This is a genomic window from Pseudoalteromonas sp. SR41-4, assembly GCF_014163985.1.
GTDB classification, from domain to species: Bacteria; Pseudomonadota; Gammaproteobacteria; order Enterobacterales; family Alteromonadaceae; genus Pseudoalteromonas; species Pseudoalteromonas rhizosphaerae.
This window is the reverse complement of record NZ_JACJEI010000001.1, coordinates 225,005-244,888: the sequence shown is the minus strand read 5'-3', so window position 1 is coordinate 244,888 and position 19,884 is coordinate 225,005. Positions and strand designations below refer to the sequence as shown.

Here is a 19,884-nt window from a genome sequence, read left to right as displayed (position 1 = left end):
TTTATATCTGCTAGCTTACTAACTCACACGTTACTGTTTGGGTGATTTTTCACAAAGTCGCCTTATCATTTATATCTTTACATATGTACCCTTTTTGATGATAAAGTGCTGGTGTTTTATATTTTGCTACAACTAATGAATTAAAATTTTTTTAGTTTTAGGCAAAGTATATTGTATGTAATGGCGATTATATGTTGCAAATTACGTCCTCGATAACCCGTTCTGGATTGAAATAATAAAATTTATCAAAGGTAAATTATGAAAATGAATAGATTGATTTTGGCGTTACCTTTATTAGGAGCAAGCTCTATGGCGCTTGCTAATACGACCCATCAGCGCGTATTCAAGCCACAAGCTGCGATTGTTGAACGTGTGCATCATCATGGCGTTGAACACGGCCATAATGAAAAAGCACCAATAGCACAGCTGCAATCACAACCCCAAAAATTTAGTATGTTAATGATGCGTAGCCAAGCGGCCACAGTCAGCTGCGATTTAAATGCACTGGCTAATGCTAGTTCAACGAGCATTATTACTGAGCTTAAAAATCAAGGTAGTGGCTGTGTTAATGAACTATTTAGTGCATCAGCATCAACTCAGAGCCTAGTATTTAGTTCTGATAATATGTATGCGGTTGCTAATCATGCAAAGTCACTCTCACAGACTTATGCTGGCGGTGGTGACATTGAACTCGAGGCATTGTTCCTATATTTACGAGCTGGTTTTTATGCGGAATTTTACAACGACAACGTGAGCTTTAGCTCTTGGATTACGCCTGCCGTAATTGATGCGATAGATGCTTTTGTAAACAACAGCCATTTTTATGACGATAATGACGGCCATGGTAAAACGCTTTCTGAAGTGATCATTACGATGGACAGCGCTGAACAGCAACATCGTTACTTGTATGTGGTGAAACAGTGGCTAACGCGTTTTAACGAAAGCTATGCTGCAAAATGGAATATACGCAGTGCGGTGAATGGTATTTTTACTTTGCTTTATCGCGGCCAGTGGAATGATGCATTTGTTACAGCTGTAGCTAGCGATACTGATTTAGTTACTAAGCTGAATGCATTTACCCAAAAGCAGTGGATGATTGACTCTGACGCACAATATTTAATTGTTAATGCAGCCAGTGAGCTTGCGCGCCTTAAGCAGTATTCCGACACTGCTATTCAAGCTACTGTTGATACTGGCTTAAAAGCGGTTTTTAGTACTTATAACAGCTTTGGCTATGGTGATGCAGTATGGCTTGCGGCGGCAGATTCTGTCAGTTATTACGCTGATTGTAATGACTATGGTATTTGTGGATTTGTTGATGAACTTACTCAGCAAGCGCTTTCGCAAAATTATAGCTGTAGTAGCACTATTAAAATTCGCTCACAAAATATGGCTTCAGCACAACATACAGCTGCATGTGCTGCAATGGGCGCAGAAGAAGGTTTATTTCACACTAAACTTGCCACCAATAACACCCCAGTTGCCGATGATAACAATAGTTTTTTACAAGTAAATATATTTGATAGCAGCGATGATTATAGTAAATACGCAGGTGCGATTTTTGGCATTAACACCAATAATGGCGGCATGTATTTAGAAGGTGACCCCGCAGTTGTGGGTAATCAAGCAAATTTTATTGCCTATGAGGCGAGCTACGCCAATGCTGAGCATTACGTGTGGAATCTAGAGCATGAATATGTGCATTACTTAGATGGTCGTTTTGATTTATATGGAAACTTTAATTCACCAACTGAAGATATCGTGTGGTGGTCAGAAGGCGTTGCAGAATATGTTGCTAATCTTGATAATAATGACGCCGCTAAAAATACCATCAGTGATGGTTCGCGTTATACCTTAGCGCAAGTATTTGCCACTAACTATGACGGTTTTGATCAAGACCGTATTTATCGCTGGGGTTACTTAGCTGTGCGCTTTATGTTCGAACGCCATTACAGTGAAATTAATGCCATGCTTGCAGATACACGCATTGGTAATTGGAGTGCTTATAAAGCGAAAACTGTGCAGTGGGCAAATAATTATGAAAACGAGTTTGTACAATGGTGTGATGACTTAGTTGCAGGTACAACCACTAATACGCCACCAATCGCATACATCAATGGACCTTATGCCGGTATGCAAAACAATGAGATCAATTTTACGAGCAATGGCAGTATTGACAGTGACGGCTCAATTGTTAGTTATCAGTGGAGCTTTGGTGATGGCAGTAGTTCTAATCAAGCAAACCCGGTGCATACTTATACAACATCAGGACAATATAGCGTATCGTTAACGGTTGTTGATAACCAAGGCGCCAGCCAAATCGCATCAACATTGGCTAGTATTGAAGAGGATAGCAGCGTTGGTAACGGCGAGTTGATAAATGCTCAACCAATGACTATTGCTGGCGAGCAAGATGAGCTGTTGTATTTTAGCTTTGATGTACCGCAAGGTGCCAGCGACTTAGTGTTTAGCTTAAGTGGTGGCACGGGCGATGCTGATTTATATGTGAGTTATGCTGCTACACCAACAATGGATAGTTATGATTGTCGTCCTTATGTCGGTGGTAATAGTGAACAATGTGTAATAAATCCTGCGCAAGCAGGTGTTTATCAAGTAATGGTTCGTGGCTATAACATGTTTGATAATGTGCAATTAACCGCTTCATACACAGGAGCAAGCAGTAGTGTACCTGATGCATGTGCTACCCAAGGTAGTCGTAGCAATGGCCGTTTAAATGACGGTGAAGTGATTTGTTTGGGTAACAGCGATCCTATGTGGTTTAGTATTGCTGACGTTCAAAGTCAAAGTGGTGTGGCGATAACCACCGCTAATGGCAGTGGCGACATCAGCCTAAGTTATTCAAACAGCAGCTGGCCAAATGGCAGTAATGAACAGGCTCAGTCCAGTAATAGCGGCAATAGCGAATGTATTTATATTAGTGATCAAAGCCAATATTGGGGTTATTTAAAGGTGTCGGGCAATAGTACTGGTGCAAGTCTAGTGGTTGATTTTAATAGCCAAGGGTGTCGTTAAAATTATCATATTCAAAAAGTAAAGCACCTACAGCAAAGCCCATCTAGATGGGCTTTTTTTAGTGTTGTAACTTAAGCGTTAAAGTGAGTTTAGGTTACTCGTTTATACACCGCGAGTGGATGCGAAGTACTTAATGATACATGCACGCTATCGCCAGGGTATACCACGACTTCGTGGCTTACGCGGCTAGTAACCACTGTTTTACAGGCAAGCTCTACTGCACATAAACGACTCCCTCCTTCAAAGCGTACCCATACGACCACACCGTTGTTGCCGATCTCACCTTGTACTAGCATTACATCGTCGGGGCGAAGTAGGACATCCACCTCACCTTGTTGGCAATCTACGGCTAGAGCGGGCACATTGCCGATGGCTGTAGTTGCTTGATTATTATCAAAAAAACCGCTAATGAAACTTGCTTCACCTAAAAAACGTGCAACAAAGCGATTGTTGGGCACACTAAAACAACGCTCAGGAGTATCAAGTTGCTGGATTTTTCCGGCCTTGAGCACACCCACACGATCGCCTATTGATAAAGCTTCTTCTTGATCATGAGTCACCCAAATTGCAGGCACGCCAGCTTTTTTCAGGGCATTTCGGATATCCCAGCGCAGCATATCTTTTAGTGCCGCATCAAGGTTTGAAAGCGGCTCATCAAGTAACACAAAGTCAGGTTGGTGGGCAAGGGTACGTGCTAGTGCAACTCGTTGTTTTTGACCGCCTGAAAGGGTGGCTGGCTTTTTATGACGAAAATCATCAAGACCCAGAAGGGCTATCCAATGATCAGCAACGGCGGTATCTTTTAAACGAAAGCCAATGTTTTGCTCAACGGTTAAATGAGGGAATAACGCAAAGTCTTGAAATACCATACCTACGCTGCGTTTTTCAGGCGGCACAGTCAATTTTGGGGTAGCCTGCCATTTACCTAAGTTAATTTCACCTTCGCTAATAGGAATTAGTCCGGCGAGCGCTTGTAAAATTGTGCTTTTACCACAGCCCGTAGGGCCTACTAGCATGAGAATTTCACTTTCACCAAGCAACAAATTTAGGTCGCTTACTACACGGTTACTGCCATAATCTATAGACAACTGGCTTACAGATAGCATTTGTATTTAAATCCTCAATGTTCGAGTTGGTTACGTTTTTCGCCAGACATCATAATAGCTAAACCGCACGCAGAAATCAGTACTAACAATAACCCAGGAATAGCAGCACGACCAAAATAGCCCGCCTCATAAACACGCCATAAATAAGTCGATAGTGTTTCAAAGCCAGTTGGGCCAAGTAATAAGGTTGCTTCTAATTCACGCATGGATTCTAAAAATACTAAAGCGGCACCGGCTATGATCCCACGCATTGTGAGTGGTAAAGTTATGCGGGTAAATGCTTCGCGCGGACTGGCGCCTAAGACCCGCGCAGATTTAACTAAACTTGGATCAAGGTGCTCAGTGCTAGTGCGCACAGAGCCTACCGCTAAGGGTAAAAAACGCAGCATATAGGCAATGATCAACAGCCCTAATGTTTGATATAAAAACGGCAATTGCAAACCACCGTAAACTAGCGCGGTGCCCATTACAATACCTGGAATACCAAAACCAAAGTAAGTAACACGCTCCATGAGACGACCCGCTTTACCGCTAAGTGCAGCATGGGCAACAGGGATAGCTACAATCACCGCAACCACTGCAGCAATGGCTGAGGCATACGCTGAATTCCACGCGATGCTAAAATCAAATGAGCTAAAGCCATCACGCGCTAACCACAGCGAAAATATCGCCAGAGGTAAGCCAATGGCTAATAATAAAATAGGCGCAAAAGTGGCAAACATAGCCGCTAGTTGCCACTTACTAGGAAACAAAATTAATGGCCGGCCATGGCGTTCGCTAGCCGTTTTAATTTGTGACTCAATCAACAGTAAAAAGCCCACAATCACCAACAACTGTAACGATAACATTGCCGCACGACTTAACTCAAAAGCATTGTACTCGACATAAATAACCCGGGTAAAGGTATCAAGGCGCATCATTGCAGGTGTGCCAAAGTCAGACAAAGTATACAGGGCGACCAATAACGAACCTGCGGCAATGCCATTTACTACACGGGGTAAGATGACTTTAAATACACTTTCGGTCATCGACATACCTAAGGTGCGGGCCGCATTAACCATGCTTGCATCAAGACTAAGTAAAGATGAGCGGGTAGTCATCATTACAAATGGAAATGTGTAAAGAGTCATGACAATAGCTGCGCCGCTGAGTCCATCCATCGATGGCAGTTCAATACCAAGTAGATTATGTATCTCTCCGCCGGAGCCAAAAGCCGCATAAAGCGTAAATGCACCTATGTAACTGGGAATGGCTAGAGGCGCGGCAAAAAACACCAACCATACTTTTTTAAACGGTAAGCGCACATAAGCGCTGATAAATGCTAACGGTACTCCGATTAAAATAGAACCAATGACCGTTAATACCATCAAGGACAAAGTATTGCCGAGAATACTTAAATTATGATTATCAAACAAAGAGCTGGCATCAGTGGCCAGCGTTATTAAAATAAAGATAGGAGATAAAACAATAAGCGCTGCAAGCAGCGCCATTGGGTAAGAAGCTGGTAGTCGCATTACAGTACGCCGCTATTTCGCATCAAAGCTATGGTTGGCCGAAGATCAGCTAACTGTGTTAAGTCCACTTTGGGTGGTGAAATATTGGCTAAAGATGGTAACCCTTCAGGTAGAGGGACACCATTTACCAGCGGAATTTCATAGGCTTCACGAGCCAAGTAACCTTGCACTTCGATGCTTAATAAATAGCGCATAAAGTGAGTGGCAAGAGGATCGTCGTTCAATGCCAAAATACCTGATGCATTGACTAAACAGCCAGCATCTTGTTGGGTAAATGCTAAATCAAGTTTGGCATCTGGTTTGCCTGATTTTAAACGTAAGGTGTAATAGTGATTAGCAAAACCAATATCCACTTCACCACGTTCAACGGCCATTACTACACCCAACTCACCGGCATAGGTTTTAGCACGCTTCTTAATCTTTTTCAGCCATTTCGCTGTTTTATCGTCACCTTCGAGAATACGCATTGCCGTTACAAATGATTGAAACGATGCATACGCAGGTGCCCAGCCAATGCTTAAGTCACTATCAGCAATGTCCATAATACTGGTTGGAATTTGCTCTTTGGTCAAACGCGAAGTGTTATAGGGTATGGTGCGCACACGACCGGTGACAGGGGCCCAATCTTTATAGCGAAACTGTGGTTGCAACTGCGCTGATAGATCACTCGGAATAGGTTGTGCAAGGCCGGCATCTGAAACCAAGCCAATAGCGCCAGAATCAACAGCCCAAAACAAATCGGCTCTACGCACCCCTGCTTTTGCTTCAGCAACAATGGTATTGGCTAAAGCTGCTGTAGGACCACGACGAATGCCTAGTTTAAAGTTGGGGTTTCTGTCTTGAATTGCTTGTAGCACATTTTCATACAAACCACCTTCACCACGACCTAGGTATAAGGTCAGCTCACCTTCAAGTTTAGGTAAGTCATCAACAGAAACTGGGTTTGCTATGTTGGCAGCTAGTGCGCGAGAAAGAGGCAATGGTAATGCACCGATTGCCCCAAACGCAGCTAGGCCTTGTATAAAGGTCCTACGCTTCACTTAAAATACATCCTTACGTGCTTTTTCGGCTTTTTCGAGTAATACCTTGGCGCGGTCTAATTTAGTGTGCATGCTACTTACCACATCGCGTACTTCATCAACACTTTTGTTATCTGAAATTGCTTTTGGCAGTGTCACGTTAAAATCTTTTTCTAATATTTCAACAAGTTTGGCATCTTGTTCGATAAGTGTGCCTTCAACACCTTCAAATAGGTGAAGATAAGTATCGTGCACAATGCTGGTTGCTTCATCACTTAAGCGCTCTGCATATTTGGCAATGACACGATCAAGTTTATGTTTAATTTCATCGATTGTAGCACTTTGAGTCATGCTTGTGGTTGCAGTTGCTTTAACGTTTGCAAGCAAACCTTTTTGTTGAAATTGCGCCGCTAGTTTAACTGCGCCAAGACCTTGCCACAAGGCAGCATTCATCGCTTGTTGTTCTTTACGAGCTTCAGTCGCCGGCTTGTTATTATCAATGGCCATTTTTACGCCATAAATACCTTGCCAGATTGACGCATATACCGGCACAAAATTTGTTTCAATCGCGCTGTGAAACTTCACTGATTCCCAATACTCGATTAGGTCATCGCTTTTTACTGCTTTTACGCCTTTGCTTTCATAGTCGCTTACCATGGTATCGACTTTGCCGATCATCCATTCAACTTCTTCTGAGTAATCTTTGATATTTGCTTGTAAGTGATTTACATGTTCGCCAATAGGGCCATTAGCAAATGCAGGTTGCGCAACAAATGCTGATACTAAGAGAAGGCTCACACCTAAGGTGGTAGCTGATTTAAATACTGCTTTCATGAAAGTGGATCCGAAAAGATGATTGTAAATGATAGGCATTATCATATATGTAACCATGACTAAAATCAAGGATACTAATTTTACGGACTAAATTCTATTTTGTCTTTATTTATAAAGCATTTGGCGATATTAGGGACGTGCCAACGGGTCGTTGAGTTGTGGCTAAAGCAAAGCAGCTAAGAGGTTATTTCTTAGCTGCTAACTAAATTATAAGTTTAACCGTTTGATAAGTCGGATCTCCTCCCCATCGACATCTAATAACGCAGTGACGGTGATCAACATCGGTTCGCTACTCGCTGTGAATTTAAATTGATAGTTTTGTACTGCATAAGGCGCAATCTCCACAGGGTGTTTTTGTGTCATTACACTTTCAAGCTGTATAAAGGGCGTAGCTGTCAGTGTTATTTGCCCCGTTGTCGCACCTGAATAAGGGCCTGATAGGGTCGCGGTAAATAGCCAATCACCCGCGTTATTTTTAGTCTGAGTGAGTGTCATCCTAACTCCGTTGAAAGGGACATTAGCAGCACTAATTTCACGGGTTTTATTTAATCCTTGCCAATTAAGATCTTGTTCGACAACAATTGTTTGAGCTTGTGTTGACGCTGGTAAGTGAATGTTGTGGATACCGGGTTTTAAGAGCTGACGGAGATGGTGCTTGTTAAGCACCTTACCTGCAGTTGCAAAGCTAACTTGGGCGGCCAATTGCAGCTCAAAATCGGTAGGGTTTTCGACGCGTAAAAAGGCTTTGTTGTGGTGATAGTAAACACCAGAATTAATACCACTGAGTGCGCTAAAACCACTATTACCTAATAGGGTTTTATAGCGGTTAAATATAACTGCAAGTTCAGCATTTATGGCTGTATGGTTGCTCGGCTGAGGTAATTTTGCCATTAACTTACTCAGCTCGACATCGCAATTAACCAGTTTGCGCTGATGTTGTTGGCAGGTTCTAAACACTCGATTTAATAATTTATAACCTGTAAATAGCCACGGATCAGTAAGCTGTGTTTGGTTTTGTGCTGCTAAATTTAAATATTTAGCATCGCCAGCTGGCGTTGCAAATAAGTAAGGTGTGATCTGGTGATTGTTATTTTTACTTAATAAGCTGATTTTTTGTGTATCGAGTGCGGCTGTTATTTTAGTCGATAAAGCAAGGGTAAATGTTTGCCCAATGATATTCGTCCCGTTATCCGCTTTTAAGCCCACCGTTAGTTGGCTGCTCCCTAATGTAAGGTTTAAACCAAGTGTTGCGTGTTGAGCTAAAGCGGCTTTTAACTCAGGACTAAGTGCGATTTGCACAGGCTGAAAATCTTTGAAATTACGTGCGGTTATTATTAACCGCTCAGCATCTACTATTAATAGTTTTAGTAATTGGTCGTCATTCGCTTGCTCATTACCAATAAACGTAGTGCGGTATTGTTGGTTTTGCTCGCTGCGCTTGCCTTGCATGGCAATGCCTATTTCACCGCGCTGTAATTGTGCCGGTTCAAATTCAATTAAAGCAGCCACTTGGTGCTTATTTGTCAGATCGATTAACGCATTTACTTGTGGTGCGGGAAAGTCCATCACTGGGTGCGATACATCAGTAGTGAGAGCGGGGTTTATATCCAATCGAGATAAGGTATTTGAATCTGTATTTCGTAGCCAATAAGCATTACCATTTTGCTCCCACGGGCCTGATACAATATGAAAACTGGGTTTTATATTTTGCACAAAGTCAGCAAAGCCTTGCTCTATTGCCTGCCAATCTTTAAAAGTGTGTTTAAGGAGTGAATTGGCTGTGCTGAGCGTGGCGTCACTGTGTGGGTTGGCAAGCCTAAGTTGCTGCACAAAATATGCAAAATATTGTGCGCGTTCTGGAGAGCTTAAAAGGTAATGAATGATAAAAAAATTAAGGCCGCGTTTAAGTGCAGGATCATCGTTTATTTGCTCAAGAGTGGGTTTATCAGCACTGTAATATTGCTTTAAACCGGTCTCAATATAATTCATAGGGGCACGATCAAACACCATCACAGTCAGTTGTTTTTGTTTGGCATCGTAAACATGGTGAGCGACCGAGTCGGCTAAGCCTTCGGTGATCCAATTAGGCGCCCAGGTTGAATGACCGTTTAAAGCCATGTGAAAAGCATGCATGGTTTCGTGAATGACAATATAGCGTTGGTGATGCTCACGATGGCTTGGGAAGTTATATCCTGCGCGGTTATAAAACATAGTTTCGCCGCCTGCGGTTTTATGTACGCCTCTTAAAAAACCGTCATCAAGCATGGCCTCGCGCACTCTATCGCGGCTGCTACCATACACTACAGCGATACGCTGGCGTTCAATATTAGGTGGCTCCATACCGAATAGTGCAACATAGTGTGGATAAGCCATTTCTAAAAGCGCTAAATACAGCGTTACTTTTTCTTTTGGTAAATCACTCTTCAGTGCAAAGTGTTTACTTACCCACCAATCATATCCTCGGCTATTACCAATTTTGCCATCGCTATATGTATAGGGGATGGTTTTCCCTAAGAATGCAATGTCCATTTTGTGTAACGTACTGGTGTAACCTTGTACTGATAGGTCTACTTGCATCTGTTGTGGATCAGTTTCCATAGCACTTGACGTTGTTGTTTGTGGTTGTACGGTCTGCGCAGTATCGGCTTGCAGCTCTTTTTGACACGCGGCAAGTAACAGTAATAACAAAGTGAGTGAGAGTTTTTTCATAATTATAGTTGTTTTATGTGTATATTGTATGCAATATAAAATACTGTGTTTAATTGTGAAAGTAAACTATGAATAATAATCAAATACCAATAACAACCAACTCAGCAGCAAAGCAGAGTAAGCAAACCCCAGCTAATAAAGGCTTTGGTGTGGCATTTTATATTGCAAACACCATGGAAATTTTTGAGCGCTTAGCTTGGTATGGCTTTTTTGCGGTTTCATCTGTCTATATGACTACCCCAGTTGAACAAGGTGGGGTGGGCTTTAATGATGCACAGCGTGGTGCTGTGCAAGGTATTATTCCTTTCTTTTTATATTTATTACCGGTGTTAACAGGCGCGCTGGCTGATCGGTATGGTTATAAAAGGCTGTTTATAATTTCCTTTATAATTATGGCGCCAGGTTACTACTTTTTAGGCCAAGTAACTGGCTTTAATTCGTTCTTTATGATTTTAATGTTGGTGGCATTTGGTGCGGCGTGTTTTAAACCTGTGGTGGTTGGTACTATAAGTCGCAGCACGAATGATACTAACCGTGGCCTAGGGTTTGGTATTTTTTACACTATGGTTAATTTGGGCGGCTTTATTGGCCCATTAGTCGCCGGTTATATGCGTGCGATCAGCTGGGATGCGGTATTTGTAATGTCGGCCGTGTGGATTTTGCTTAACTTTATTCCGCTGTTATTTTATCGCGAATCAACCCCATCTTCGCAAGCAAATACCAGCCTTAAGCAGGTATTACAACAAGCTCAACAAGTATTAGGCAACAGCCGCTTTGCACTGTTGTTATTTACTTGTGTGATTATTCTAATGACCGCAGGCGTGAGTTGGCTCAGTTATACGCAAGCTTTTGTATTAATTGCTCTATGGTTAGGGACAAACTGGTTGTGGGATAAAAGTGTCAGTACTAAGCAAAGCCATAACTGGCACTTACAGCCGGTGCGGGTAAGTAACCGTAATTTTGCCTTGTACTTAGCCATATTGACAGGGTTTTGGACTGTGTATAATCAGCTATTTTACACTTTACCGTTGTTTATACGCGATTATACAGACACTCAAGACTTAGTTGTTTTACTCAGTTACTTTGGTCAATCAACAGTGGATTTTTTTGCGTTTGTTGATAGTGGAGCATTGAGTGAAAAAATTCAGCTTCTATCAGTCAATTATGCATCTTCATCACCTTTAGCGAGCACTGAGCTTGAAGCAATACGCCTTGAATTAGTGCATTTAAAAGTAAACGTGCCAGTGAGCGAAATAGCGCTTTTTATTGAGCAAATAGCGACTAGCGACTTTACCCTGCAACAAAGTAAACAACTTGCCCAGCAATGGCTGGTTTACCGACAAGTTAATCCCGAGTACCTGATTAATTTAGACTTTGCGGCCATAGTATTATTACAAATAATCATTAGTGTAAAATGCCAGAGATTTAAGGTGATATCGGTTTTGATCAGTGGTTTGATTGTTACTGCGGGTGCCTTTTTAGTGTTATTGCTAATGAGCGCGGGTTTATTAATGACGCAACTGGGCGGAGCGGTCATGATCACGGTTATTTTATTGATTGCCTTGGGTGAAATGCTCACCTCGCCAAAAAGCCAAGAATATGTTGCCAGTATTGCCCCTAAAGATAGCGCTGCAATGTTTATGGGTTATTATTTTGTATCTATGGCACTGGGTTTTTTATTTGCTGGTTTTTTATCAGGTTGGAGCTATGGTTACTTAGTGAAAGAGCTGCAACGTCCGGCACTCATGTGGCTATTATTTGCAATGATCGCGCTTTTCACTGGCTTTGGTTTTTACCTTCTAGCGCGAAATAATAAGGATACCCACAGTGAAACTTAAACAGCGACTTATTTTAATAGCTGCCATGCTGATGTTGAGCTTACAAGCCACAGCAAATGACCCAGTGAGCGGTGAAAATAGTCATTATAAAAATTTAATTGATCGCACGGGAAGTCCATATTATATGCAAGACTTTGCTAGAGGCGAGCATCATCGCTTTAGTCCATTATTTGACTTAGGTGCATGGCATGGTCATTTACTGCCAAGCGATGACAATATCGGAAGCTTTACCGGGCCTGCAATTATTAGCGAAGAATACCTTAATTTTATCGCCCCTTATTTAGAAAAGCTCAGCGTCTATATAGACCAAAGTCATAAAGTTAAACTCGCCATGAATAGTTACAGCTTGCCGGGTGCTTTAGTGCAAGAATTAACGGGTGATGGCGTAAGTATTCGCATGGAGTTACGTTTTGTAAGTAATCGTACTTCGTTAGTTAAAACACAGATCACAACCAAAAAACCACTCATTTTGCGCTGGGAAGGGCGGTTAGTGAGTAAGTTAACAGCTCAAGACGGTATCGCAAAAGATGCGCGTTCACCTTTTGAAGTATACCCGCAACTGTTACCTCAATGGCAAGTGAGTGATAATACTATCACGCTAAAGTTTGGCAAAGTGCGTGCACATGGCCAGTTACTAACTTCTGGCAGCTCGCAGTTACAATTGCATAAAACGCTATCAGTCAACACCACTCATGAAGCATTAAGCTATGCAAGTGACACAACAATTGATAGCGATACCACGTTTTACACAACTTATTCGTACTTATTAAATAGCCAAGAAGCGGCAAACGAGCAGGCTATTATAAAAGATGTTTTAAACCAGCCCGAGCTGTATTTAGCCCGCAGTGCCACGCGTTGGCAAGGGTATATTAATAGTGCGCTGCGCCCGTTAGCCAGTGCCGATGAAAGGCATAAAAAGTTAGCCGTCAAAAGTATTGAAACCTTGATTGGTAATTGGCGTTCTAAAGCCGGTGCTGTTGGCTTTGATACCGTAAGTCCTGCCGTGACGGGACGCTGGTTTTCCGGTAATCAGACTTGGCCGTGGGATAGTTATAAGCACGCTTTTGCCCTGGCGACTTTTCACCCAGTACTCGCAAAGCAAAATCTCAATGCGGTATTTGAGCACCAAATAACAGCAAATGATGCTGTAAGACCGTGGGATGTAGGGTTTATTCCTGATTTAGTGGCTTATAATTTAAGCCCTGAACGGGGTGGTGATGGGACTAACTGGAACGAACGTAATACTAAACCCAGTTTAGCCGCTTGGGCTGTGTGGCAAGTTTATGAGTACACAAATGATAAGCAGTGGCTTGCGGAAATATTCCCAAAGTTGGTCAGCTATAGAAACTGGTGGCTAACTAATCGAGATCACAATGGCAATGGTGTGCCAGAGTATGGCGCAACAGTTGATAAGGCCCATACAACGGATGACGGTAAATTACGCTTTGAGGTGCAAACAGCAACGGGTTGGGCTGCGCAAAGTGGTCTTGAAAATTATAAGGATCAGCTTATCGCCCATCCACAAAAACAGATAAAGATCCCTGCGCAAACAGCGGCATCGTGGGAGTCGGGCCGAGATGATGCAGCGGTGTTTGGTTTCATTAGCAGTGAACAACTCGCGAAGTATATAAAAAATGGCGGTAAAGCCACTGATTGGCACGTAGGTTTTGCCGAAAATTTTGATAAAGCGGGGCGTTTGATTGGCTACTCATTACTGCAAGAATCAGTCGATCAGGCATCATACATGGCAGCGGATAATCGCTATTTAAGTAAAATTGCTAAAGAGCTGAATTATCCTCGCCAAGCGAGTTATTTTTTAAAACAAGCAACCAAACTAAGAGCGTATATAAATCGATGTATGTTCGATAGAACAACTGGCTATTATTATGACATTGAAATAGCACCACAACCGTTAGCAAGTGGCTGCGCAGGCAAGCCGTTAGTTAAGCGCGGTAAAGGCCCTGAAGGCTGGTCGCCGCTATTTAATCAAGTAGCCACGGTTGAACAAGCGCAGCAAGTGGTTGATGTAATGCTTGATGAAAAAGAGTTCAATACCTACGTACCACTTGGCAGCGCGGCTTTGAGCAACCCTGCTTTTGGTGCAGATATCTATTGGCGAGGTCGAGTATGGCTTGATCAGCTGTATTTTGGTTTGGTGGGTATGAGTCATTACGGTTATTGTGAAAAGGCGCAGCAACTCAGTGAGCAACTACTTACTCATGCTGATGGCTTATTGGCCAGTGCTCCTATTCGCGAAAATTACAATCCTTTGACGGGCGAACAACAAGGCGCGCCTAATTTCTCGTGGAGTGCCGCGCATTTATTGTTGATAATGCAAAAACAAGGACGTTGGTGTGAGTAGGGCTAAATAAATATTGATATAAACGTTCAATTAAAGGCTAAGTATGTGTGAAATAAATGCTCAACAGCTTATGCAAAACAATAAAATAATACTCTTTGACGGGCAGTGTAAGTATTTGTAATGCATGGTGTAATTTTATTATTAAGCACGATAAAAAGCTGTGTTTTAAATTATGCAGTGTGCAGTCTTTAAAAGGCCAAGCAATCCTCACGCACTTTGGTTACCCAACAGCTAATTTTAAAACCATGATCTATGTTGAAAATAATCAGTGTGTTACCAAAAGTGATGGTGTGATTAATGTTGTTTCACAGTTGGGTTGGCCATGGCCCTTAGCTAACATATTACGAATAATACCGAAACGGATACGCAACTGGGGGTATGATGCCATTGCACTTAACCGGTATCGCTTATTTGGAAAATATAATTATTGCGTGATCCCAAGTCATGAGTATGATCACCACTACTTATAATTTCTTTACAAGGCGGACTGTTGGCAGGTTATTTGGTTAAACTTAATATACTGTTTTTAGTGTTTAGTGCTGGACTATATGCTCAAAATGACACCCATGATGACTCTGCAATCGTGGTAGATGTTCGCGACAGAATTAATCTGCGGATGCAAAATACCGCCCAGTGGTTAGACGATTTACTCGGTGAAGAGGTTAACCCAAACAAAGCCCATGCGAGAGGTTTTTTGCGGTTAGGCTGGCTTCCCCGCAGTGCTGATCTAGCTGAAACAGAAGTACGCTTTAAAGTATCATTAAGCTTACCTAGCTGGGAAAACCGCTTAAATCTAATAATAGATAATGACGCTGACGAATTTAGCCGGTTGCCTTTTGAAACCGACTCCCCAGCTAATCAAAACAATGGTACTGAAGACATAAATGCTGCGCTGCAATTTTTAGTTGAGCGTACCGCTAACTTAGAGGTTGATAATCGTGTTGGCATATCACGTAGCCAACTTTATGGACGCAGTGCACTTCGTTGGAATAAAACATTTAATCAAACGCAGTACTTTGCATCTGCCGGCTTAGAGTATTACTTCTCTGATGGCTTTGGTTACTTTATTAAGCTCTCCAGTGATACTAAGATCAATGAGTTTTATTCGCTGAATGTCTCTGCTAATTACCGTGAAATTGATGACGAAATAGATAGCGAAATGCGCTCAGGTGTTTATTTAAGTTATATACCCGATGCGCAGCGAGCCGCAGTGTTTGGTGCCAATGTACAGAATAGTTTTGATGACTTTACTATCTATACAGTATCGTACCGTTACCGGCAGCAAGTAAAATACAGTTGGCTGTTTTATGAATTAGAGCCGTTTATAGAATACCGAGAAGAACTCAATTATCGCGACGAAGTAGGATTCGCGATTCGTTTAATTGGCTATTATGGCCAGTGATAATGACTAGTTTTTATCTATTATGATAAAATCCCCTCAGTTTAATTTTGTAGAGATAGATCATGGCTAGCACCGCACACGCATTACACATTTTAGTTAAGCATAAAGAACTTGCCGAAGACATAATTCAGCAGTTAAAAAAAGGCGCTAAGTTCCATGTGCTCGCTAAAAAACATTCCTCTTGCCCATCGGGTAAAAAAGGGGGTGATTTAGGCGAATTTAAACGTGGCCAAATGGTTCCGCAATTTGATAAAGTGGCTTTTGGCGCAGAAATATTAGAACCACATTTAGTAAAAACTAAATTTGGTTGGCATGTGATAAAAGTGCTTTATAGAACGTAAGAGTAAAGTTAGCTAGAAAAACGAGTGACTTCGATTTAACGAAAAAACCACCTACAAAGGTGGTTTTTTCGTTTAAGTATCCAGTAACTTTAGCTGCCAACGGCACTTGGTTGTACATCCAAACCATAACCAAACATCACTGCAAGTACGAGCACAATCGATGCTGCTAACATCAATTTAAGTAATAGTGGTAAACAAAAACGGAACCAATGCCCATAAGGGACACCCGCCATGCCTAAAATTCCCATTAATACCGCATTGGTAGGGATAATCATATTTGAAAAGCCATCACCAAATTGATACGCAAGCACTGCAACTTGGCGTGGCACGCCGACTAAATCGCCCAGTGGTGCCATAAGTGGCATAGTGACATACGCTTGCCCAGAACCTGACGGAATAAAGGTATTAAGCACTGTTTGAATTACTAACATGCCAATGGCTGATATTTCAGCACTCACATAAGATAATGGCAGTGACATGCCATGCACTAAGCTATGCAATATTTGCCCATCTTCAAGGATTAAAGCAATACCACGGGCAACACCAATTAAAATAGCGGTGGTGACGAGATCTGAAACACCTTCAATAAAGCGGTTTGCAGCATCATCGGCAGATAAACGGCCCAGAATAGCGATCAACACACCCCACGCGATAAACACGCCGCCTAATTCGTATAAGTACCAGCCTTTGGTTGCAATACCCCATACAGCAACACCTAGCGTGACAATAAAGCTACCTAAAATTAATTTATGACGCAGTGCAAGTTCAGGGTAATGCGGTGTTGCTTGATCATTGAGAGGGCAAGGCACATCAAGCATCATGGATTTACTTGGATCGGCGGCCACCTTTTTAGTGTACTGCCACACATGATGAAAACCAATTAGTACAAAGGGCACAAATATCGCTAAGCGCAACCATAAACCAGAATAAACAGGAATTTCAGCAATCTGCTGGGCAATTAACACTGTGAATGGGTTAAACGCAGACACGCCATAACCAATCCCGTAACCGGCTACAATCATCCCTACTGCTGTCATTGCATCAAGGCGCATAGCTTTACAAAGAGCGACTAATATTAATACAAATGGAATATATTCACCCGCTGTACCAATACTGCTTGATGCTAAGGCAAAACAAAAAACCACCATAAATATAAGTCGTTGCGGCTTTTTACCATGGCGCTCAAGTAAACGGCCAATCAACGCATCAACCGTGCCGGTAGCACGGGCAATGGCCAGTACACCGCCAACAATCAAGACAAAAAAGATCACATCTTGCGCCGCAGCAAAGGCGCGCGGAATCGCCGTTAATAAATCCCAAGGGGTAAGATAGTGACGTTCAGCGACCGTATGATAGGTGCCCGCAAGGACCATTTCCCGACCAGACTCGGTGAGTGTTGTGTCAAAAAAACCTTGTGGTACTAACCAGGTAGCAACTAACGCAGTGACCATCATACCTAGCAGTAAAATCAAAGTATGCGGTACTTTGAAAGAATTACTCATACGTTCTCCATTTTTATAATTGGCGCAGCAGATATGCCTCGCTGTTTTTTGTTAAGGATAACACGAGTTATAAAATCACAATAAAAATAGCAACGTCAGTCTGTAAAGGAATGTAACGGGGGGCACTAAGTTAAAGAAGAAAGTTAGTTAAAAAGCGACGCAACAGGTAAATTGCGTCGCTTGTCATTTTATTACGCTTCTTGCTCGGCGATTTGTTTAAATGCTTGCACAAATGCGTCGCTTGGCTGGCCGCCAGTGAGGGCGTATTGATCGTTAATGATAAAGGTTGGCACTGAGGAAATGCCCATTTGCTGTAGCGCATTTTGCTCGCTGCGAACTTCTTGGAAATACTCGCCTGAGTCTAAAATTTCTTTTGCGCGGGCTCTATCAAGACCAACACTTTGTACTACATCAAGTAGGTTGTCTTGCTCATTAAGGAAAATTAAATCGGTAAAGTGGGCTTTAAATAAAGCGAGTTTTAGCTCGGTTTGTTTGCCTTCAGTGGCAGCCCAAGTGAGTAAGCGATGTAAGTCAAAGCTATTGATCATGATGCGTTTACCGTCAAAATTAAAGGTAAAGCCTGCTTTTTCACCCATCTCTAAAATACGTTTGCGGTTTTCGTCGCCTTGCTCCTTGCTCAGGCCATATTTTTGTTGTAAATGCTCATTTAAATCTTGCCCTTCAATTGGCATATCTGGGTTTAACTCAAATGGCTTCCAGCTGATCTCAGCTGAAAATTCGTCACTTAATTGCGCTAATGCTGTTTCAAGGTTTTTATAACCAATAATGCACCACGGACACATTACGTCTGAAACGATGTCGATTTTTAGCTTTTTCATGAGTGAGCCTATTTTTTACAGTGTGTACGGGTCTATATGCAGGCGCGAAGGGGTTAATTCAAGAGGGGGGATTTTCAATTTACAGAAATAAGTGCTTAAACTGCACGGTAAGCGTTTACCGTGCAGTCGTTATGATGGACTAGCTTAGTCAGCTAAACCAAAAGGGTCTTCGATGCTATGGGCAGGCTCAGTAAACCATTTTGGCCCTTTATCAGTCATATAGAAATGATCTTCTAAGCGAACGCCAAATTCATCAGGTATAACTAGCATAGGCTCATTACTAAAGCACATACCTGTTGCAAGTGGGGTTTTGTTGCCGCCGACTAAATAAGGCCATTCGTGAATATCTAAGCCAATACCGTGGCCTGTGCGGTGGGGGCAACCTGGCGTTTGATATTCAGGACCTAGCTCTTGCGCGGCTAAGTAACTACGCGCGGCGGCATCGACTGCTTCACAAGGCGCACCAATTTTTGCAGCGTTGAAGGCGGCAATTTGTGCGGCTTTTTCATAATCCCAAAATTGGCGTTGGCGCTGTGTTGCTTCACCAAAAACGTACGTGCGGGTGATATCTGATAGGTAGTCATGCACTTTACAACCGGTATCAATCAATACCATATCGCCTTTTTTAAGGATTTGTGGGTCTTTCACGCCATGTGGGAACGAGGTTGCAACGCCAAATAATACGATGCAAAAATAGTTACCTGGAGCACCTACTTTTTGGTGTGCTTGCTTGATAAACGCTTCAACTTCGGTGGTGCTGATTCCTTCGTGTAACATACTTGCAGTTGCTTGGTGAACCGCTAACGTCATATCCATAGCGCGTTGCATCAGTGCCAGCTCGTTGGCTGATTTATGCATTCGACAATGAGCGGTCACAGGTTGTGCATTGACTAGGTTTAAGCCGGTTTGTGCTTTGTTTATACCATCAAAAATAAAGAACTGTGCGCTTTCGTCAATGCCAACAGTGCCATTAGCCGCAATGCCCATTTCTGCGAGTATTTCAACAAATAAAGCATAAGGGTTTTGGTGCTCTTGCCAACCACGAATAGGGCCATCGATGACTTTAAAACCGTTTAGTGAGCCAATTTCAAAATACGGGGCAATGTATTGTACGTCGCCTTTAGCCGGTAATATTGCGCCTACCATACGCTCACTGGCATACCAACGCATACCGGTAAAGTAGGTTAAGTTAGTGCCTGCATTTAAGTAAATTGCATCAATACAATTGGCTTGCATGTAGGCTTGTGCTTTGGCAATACGCGCTAAATGCTCATCAGCCTGAATAGGCATTAAATCGCCCGTCATATCGCTTAGACCGGCGAGTGCTTGCTCTTTAGTTTGCGTACCAATACCAAATATTGTCATGGTGCTCTCCTTTATTTATA

At 42.4% G+C, this 19,884-nt stretch carries 14 protein-coding genes; 6 read left to right on the top strand and 8 right to left on the bottom strand.

What is annotated here, in order from left to right; all coding sequences use genetic code 11:
• The first annotated feature begins 258 nt into the window (after positions 1-258).
• Complete coding sequence (locus H5180_RS00905) at positions 259-3,033, top strand: collagenase (RefSeq protein ID WP_182757469.1); 2,775 nt, start codon at positions 259-261, stop codon at positions 3,031-3,033.
• 89 nt (positions 3,034-3,122) lie between these two features.
• Here the strand turns inward: H5180_RS00905 and H5180_RS00900 are convergent, their stop codons facing one another.
• The 5 genes from H5180_RS00900 to H5180_RS00880 all read right to left on the bottom strand — a co-directional run bounded on the left by H5180_RS00900 (position 3,123) and on the right by H5180_RS00880 (position 10,215).
• Positions 3,123-4,139 carry an ABC transporter ATP-binding protein gene (locus H5180_RS00900; RefSeq protein WP_145234496.1) on the bottom strand — a complete coding sequence of 339 codons (1,017 nt, stop codon included), beginning with the start codon at positions 4,137-4,139 and terminating at the stop codon, positions 3,123-3,125.
• Between the two features lie 14 nt (positions 4,140-4,153).
• Positions 4,154-5,653 (bottom strand): iron ABC transporter permease, encoded by a 1,500-nt coding sequence (locus H5180_RS00895; RefSeq protein ID WP_182757468.1) that lies wholly within the window; start codon positions 5,651-5,653, stop codon positions 4,154-4,156.
• Positions 5,653-6,693 (bottom strand): extracellular solute-binding protein, encoded by a 1,041-nt coding sequence (locus tag H5180_RS00890; protein WP_145234493.1) that lies wholly within the window; start codon positions 6,691-6,693, stop codon positions 5,653-5,655. Before H5180_RS00890 ends, H5180_RS00895 begins: the two co-directional genes overlap by 1 nt.
• Positions 6,694-7,506: a hypothetical protein gene (locus H5180_RS00885; protein ID WP_145234491.1), complete on the bottom strand. Its 813-nt coding sequence runs from the start codon at positions 7,504-7,506 to the stop codon at positions 6,694-6,696.
• 207 nt (positions 7,507-7,713) lie between these two features.
• A complete protein-coding gene (locus H5180_RS00880) occupies positions 7,714-10,215 on the bottom strand; it encodes a hypothetical protein (RefSeq protein WP_145234489.1) in 2,502 nt (833 codons plus the stop codon).
• A 68-nt stretch (positions 10,216-10,283) separates the two neighbouring features.
• Here H5180_RS00880 and H5180_RS00875 point away from each other — a divergent pair, with 68 nt between their 5' ends.
• The 5 genes from H5180_RS00875 to ppiC all read left to right on the top strand — a co-directional run bounded on the left by H5180_RS00875 (position 10,284) and on the right by ppiC (position 16,158).
• Positions 10,284-12,053, top strand: coding sequence for an MFS transporter (locus tag H5180_RS00875; protein WP_182757467.1), 1,770 nt, complete (start codon positions 10,284-10,286; stop codon positions 12,051-12,053).
• Complete coding sequence (gene ygjK / locus H5180_RS00870) at positions 12,043-14,415, top strand: alpha-glucosidase (RefSeq protein ID WP_182757466.1); 2,373 nt, start codon at positions 12,043-12,045, stop codon at positions 14,413-14,415. The genes H5180_RS00875 and ygjK overlap by 11 nt, the downstream gene beginning before the upstream one ends.
• Before the next feature lie 95 nt (positions 14,416-14,510).
• Positions 14,511-14,885 carry a thiol-disulfide oxidoreductase DCC family protein gene (locus H5180_RS00865; RefSeq protein WP_404936323.1) on the top strand — a complete coding sequence of 125 codons (375 nt, stop codon included), beginning with the start codon at positions 14,511-14,513 and terminating at the stop codon, positions 14,883-14,885.
• A gap of 20 nt (positions 14,886-14,905) precedes the next feature.
• Positions 14,906-15,817, top strand: a complete 912-nt coding sequence (locus H5180_RS00860; RefSeq protein WP_182717618.1) for a hypothetical protein — start codon at positions 14,906-14,908, stop codon at positions 15,815-15,817.
• Positions 15,818-15,879: 62 nt separating this feature from the next.
• Positions 15,880-16,158, top strand: coding sequence for a peptidylprolyl isomerase PpiC (ppiC, locus tag H5180_RS00855; protein ID WP_145234480.1), 279 nt, complete (start codon positions 15,880-15,882; stop codon positions 16,156-16,158).
• 89 nt (positions 16,159-16,247) lie between these two features.
• Here ppiC and H5180_RS00850 read toward each other — a convergent pair whose 3' ends face one another.
• The 3 genes from H5180_RS00850 to H5180_RS00840 form a co-directional block, all read right to left on the bottom strand.
• A complete protein-coding gene (locus H5180_RS00850) occupies positions 16,248-17,660 on the bottom strand; it encodes a YfcC family protein (protein ID WP_145234478.1) in 1,413 nt (470 codons plus the stop codon).
• Between the two features lie 191 nt (positions 17,661-17,851).
• Positions 17,852-18,499, bottom strand: a complete 648-nt coding sequence (locus H5180_RS00845) for a DsbA family oxidoreductase (RefSeq protein ID WP_182757465.1) — start codon at positions 18,497-18,499, stop codon at positions 17,852-17,854.
• A 144-nt stretch (positions 18,500-18,643) separates the two neighbouring features.
• Positions 18,644-19,864, bottom strand: coding sequence for a Xaa-Pro peptidase family protein (locus tag H5180_RS00840; protein ID WP_145234474.1), 1,221 nt, complete (start codon positions 19,862-19,864; stop codon positions 18,644-18,646).
• Positions 19,865-19,884 lie beyond the last annotated feature (20 nt).

Excerpts from the sequence above, each read along its gene's own strand:
- H5180_RS00905 (WP_182757469.1), top strand. The coding sequence starts at position 259 with ATGAAAATGAATAGATTGATTTTGGCGTTACCTTTATTAGGAGCAAGC.
- H5180_RS00900 (WP_145234496.1), bottom strand. The coding sequence starts at position 4,139 with ATGCTATCTGTAAGCCAGTTGTCTATAGATTATGGCAGTAACCGTGTA.
- H5180_RS00895 (WP_182757468.1), bottom strand. The coding sequence starts at position 5,653 with ATGCGACTACCAGCTTCTTACCCAATGGCGCTGCTTGCAGCGCTTATT.
- H5180_RS00885 (WP_145234491.1), bottom strand. The coding sequence starts at position 7,506 with ATGAAAGCAGTATTTAAATCAGCTACCACCTTAGGTGTGAGCCTTCTC.
- H5180_RS00880 (WP_145234489.1), bottom strand. The coding sequence starts at position 10,215 with ATGAAAAAACTCTCACTCACTTTGTTATTACTGTTACTTGCCGCGTGT.
- H5180_RS00875 (WP_182757467.1), top strand. The coding sequence starts at position 10,284 with ATGAATAATAATCAAATACCAATAACAACCAACTCAGCAGCAAAGCAG.
- ppiC (WP_145234480.1), top strand. The coding sequence starts at position 15,880 with ATGGCTAGCACCGCACACGCATTACACATTTTAGTTAAGCATAAAGAA.
- H5180_RS00850 (WP_145234478.1), bottom strand. The coding sequence starts at position 17,660 with ATGAGTAATTCTTTCAAAGTACCGCATACTTTGATTTTACTGCTAGGT.
- H5180_RS00845 (WP_182757465.1), bottom strand. The coding sequence starts at position 18,499 with ATGAAAAAGCTAAAAATCGACATCGTTTCAGACGTAATGTGTCCGTGG.
- H5180_RS00840 (WP_145234474.1), bottom strand. The coding sequence starts at position 19,864 with ATGACAATATTTGGTATTGGTACGCAAACTAAAGAGCAAGCACTCGCC.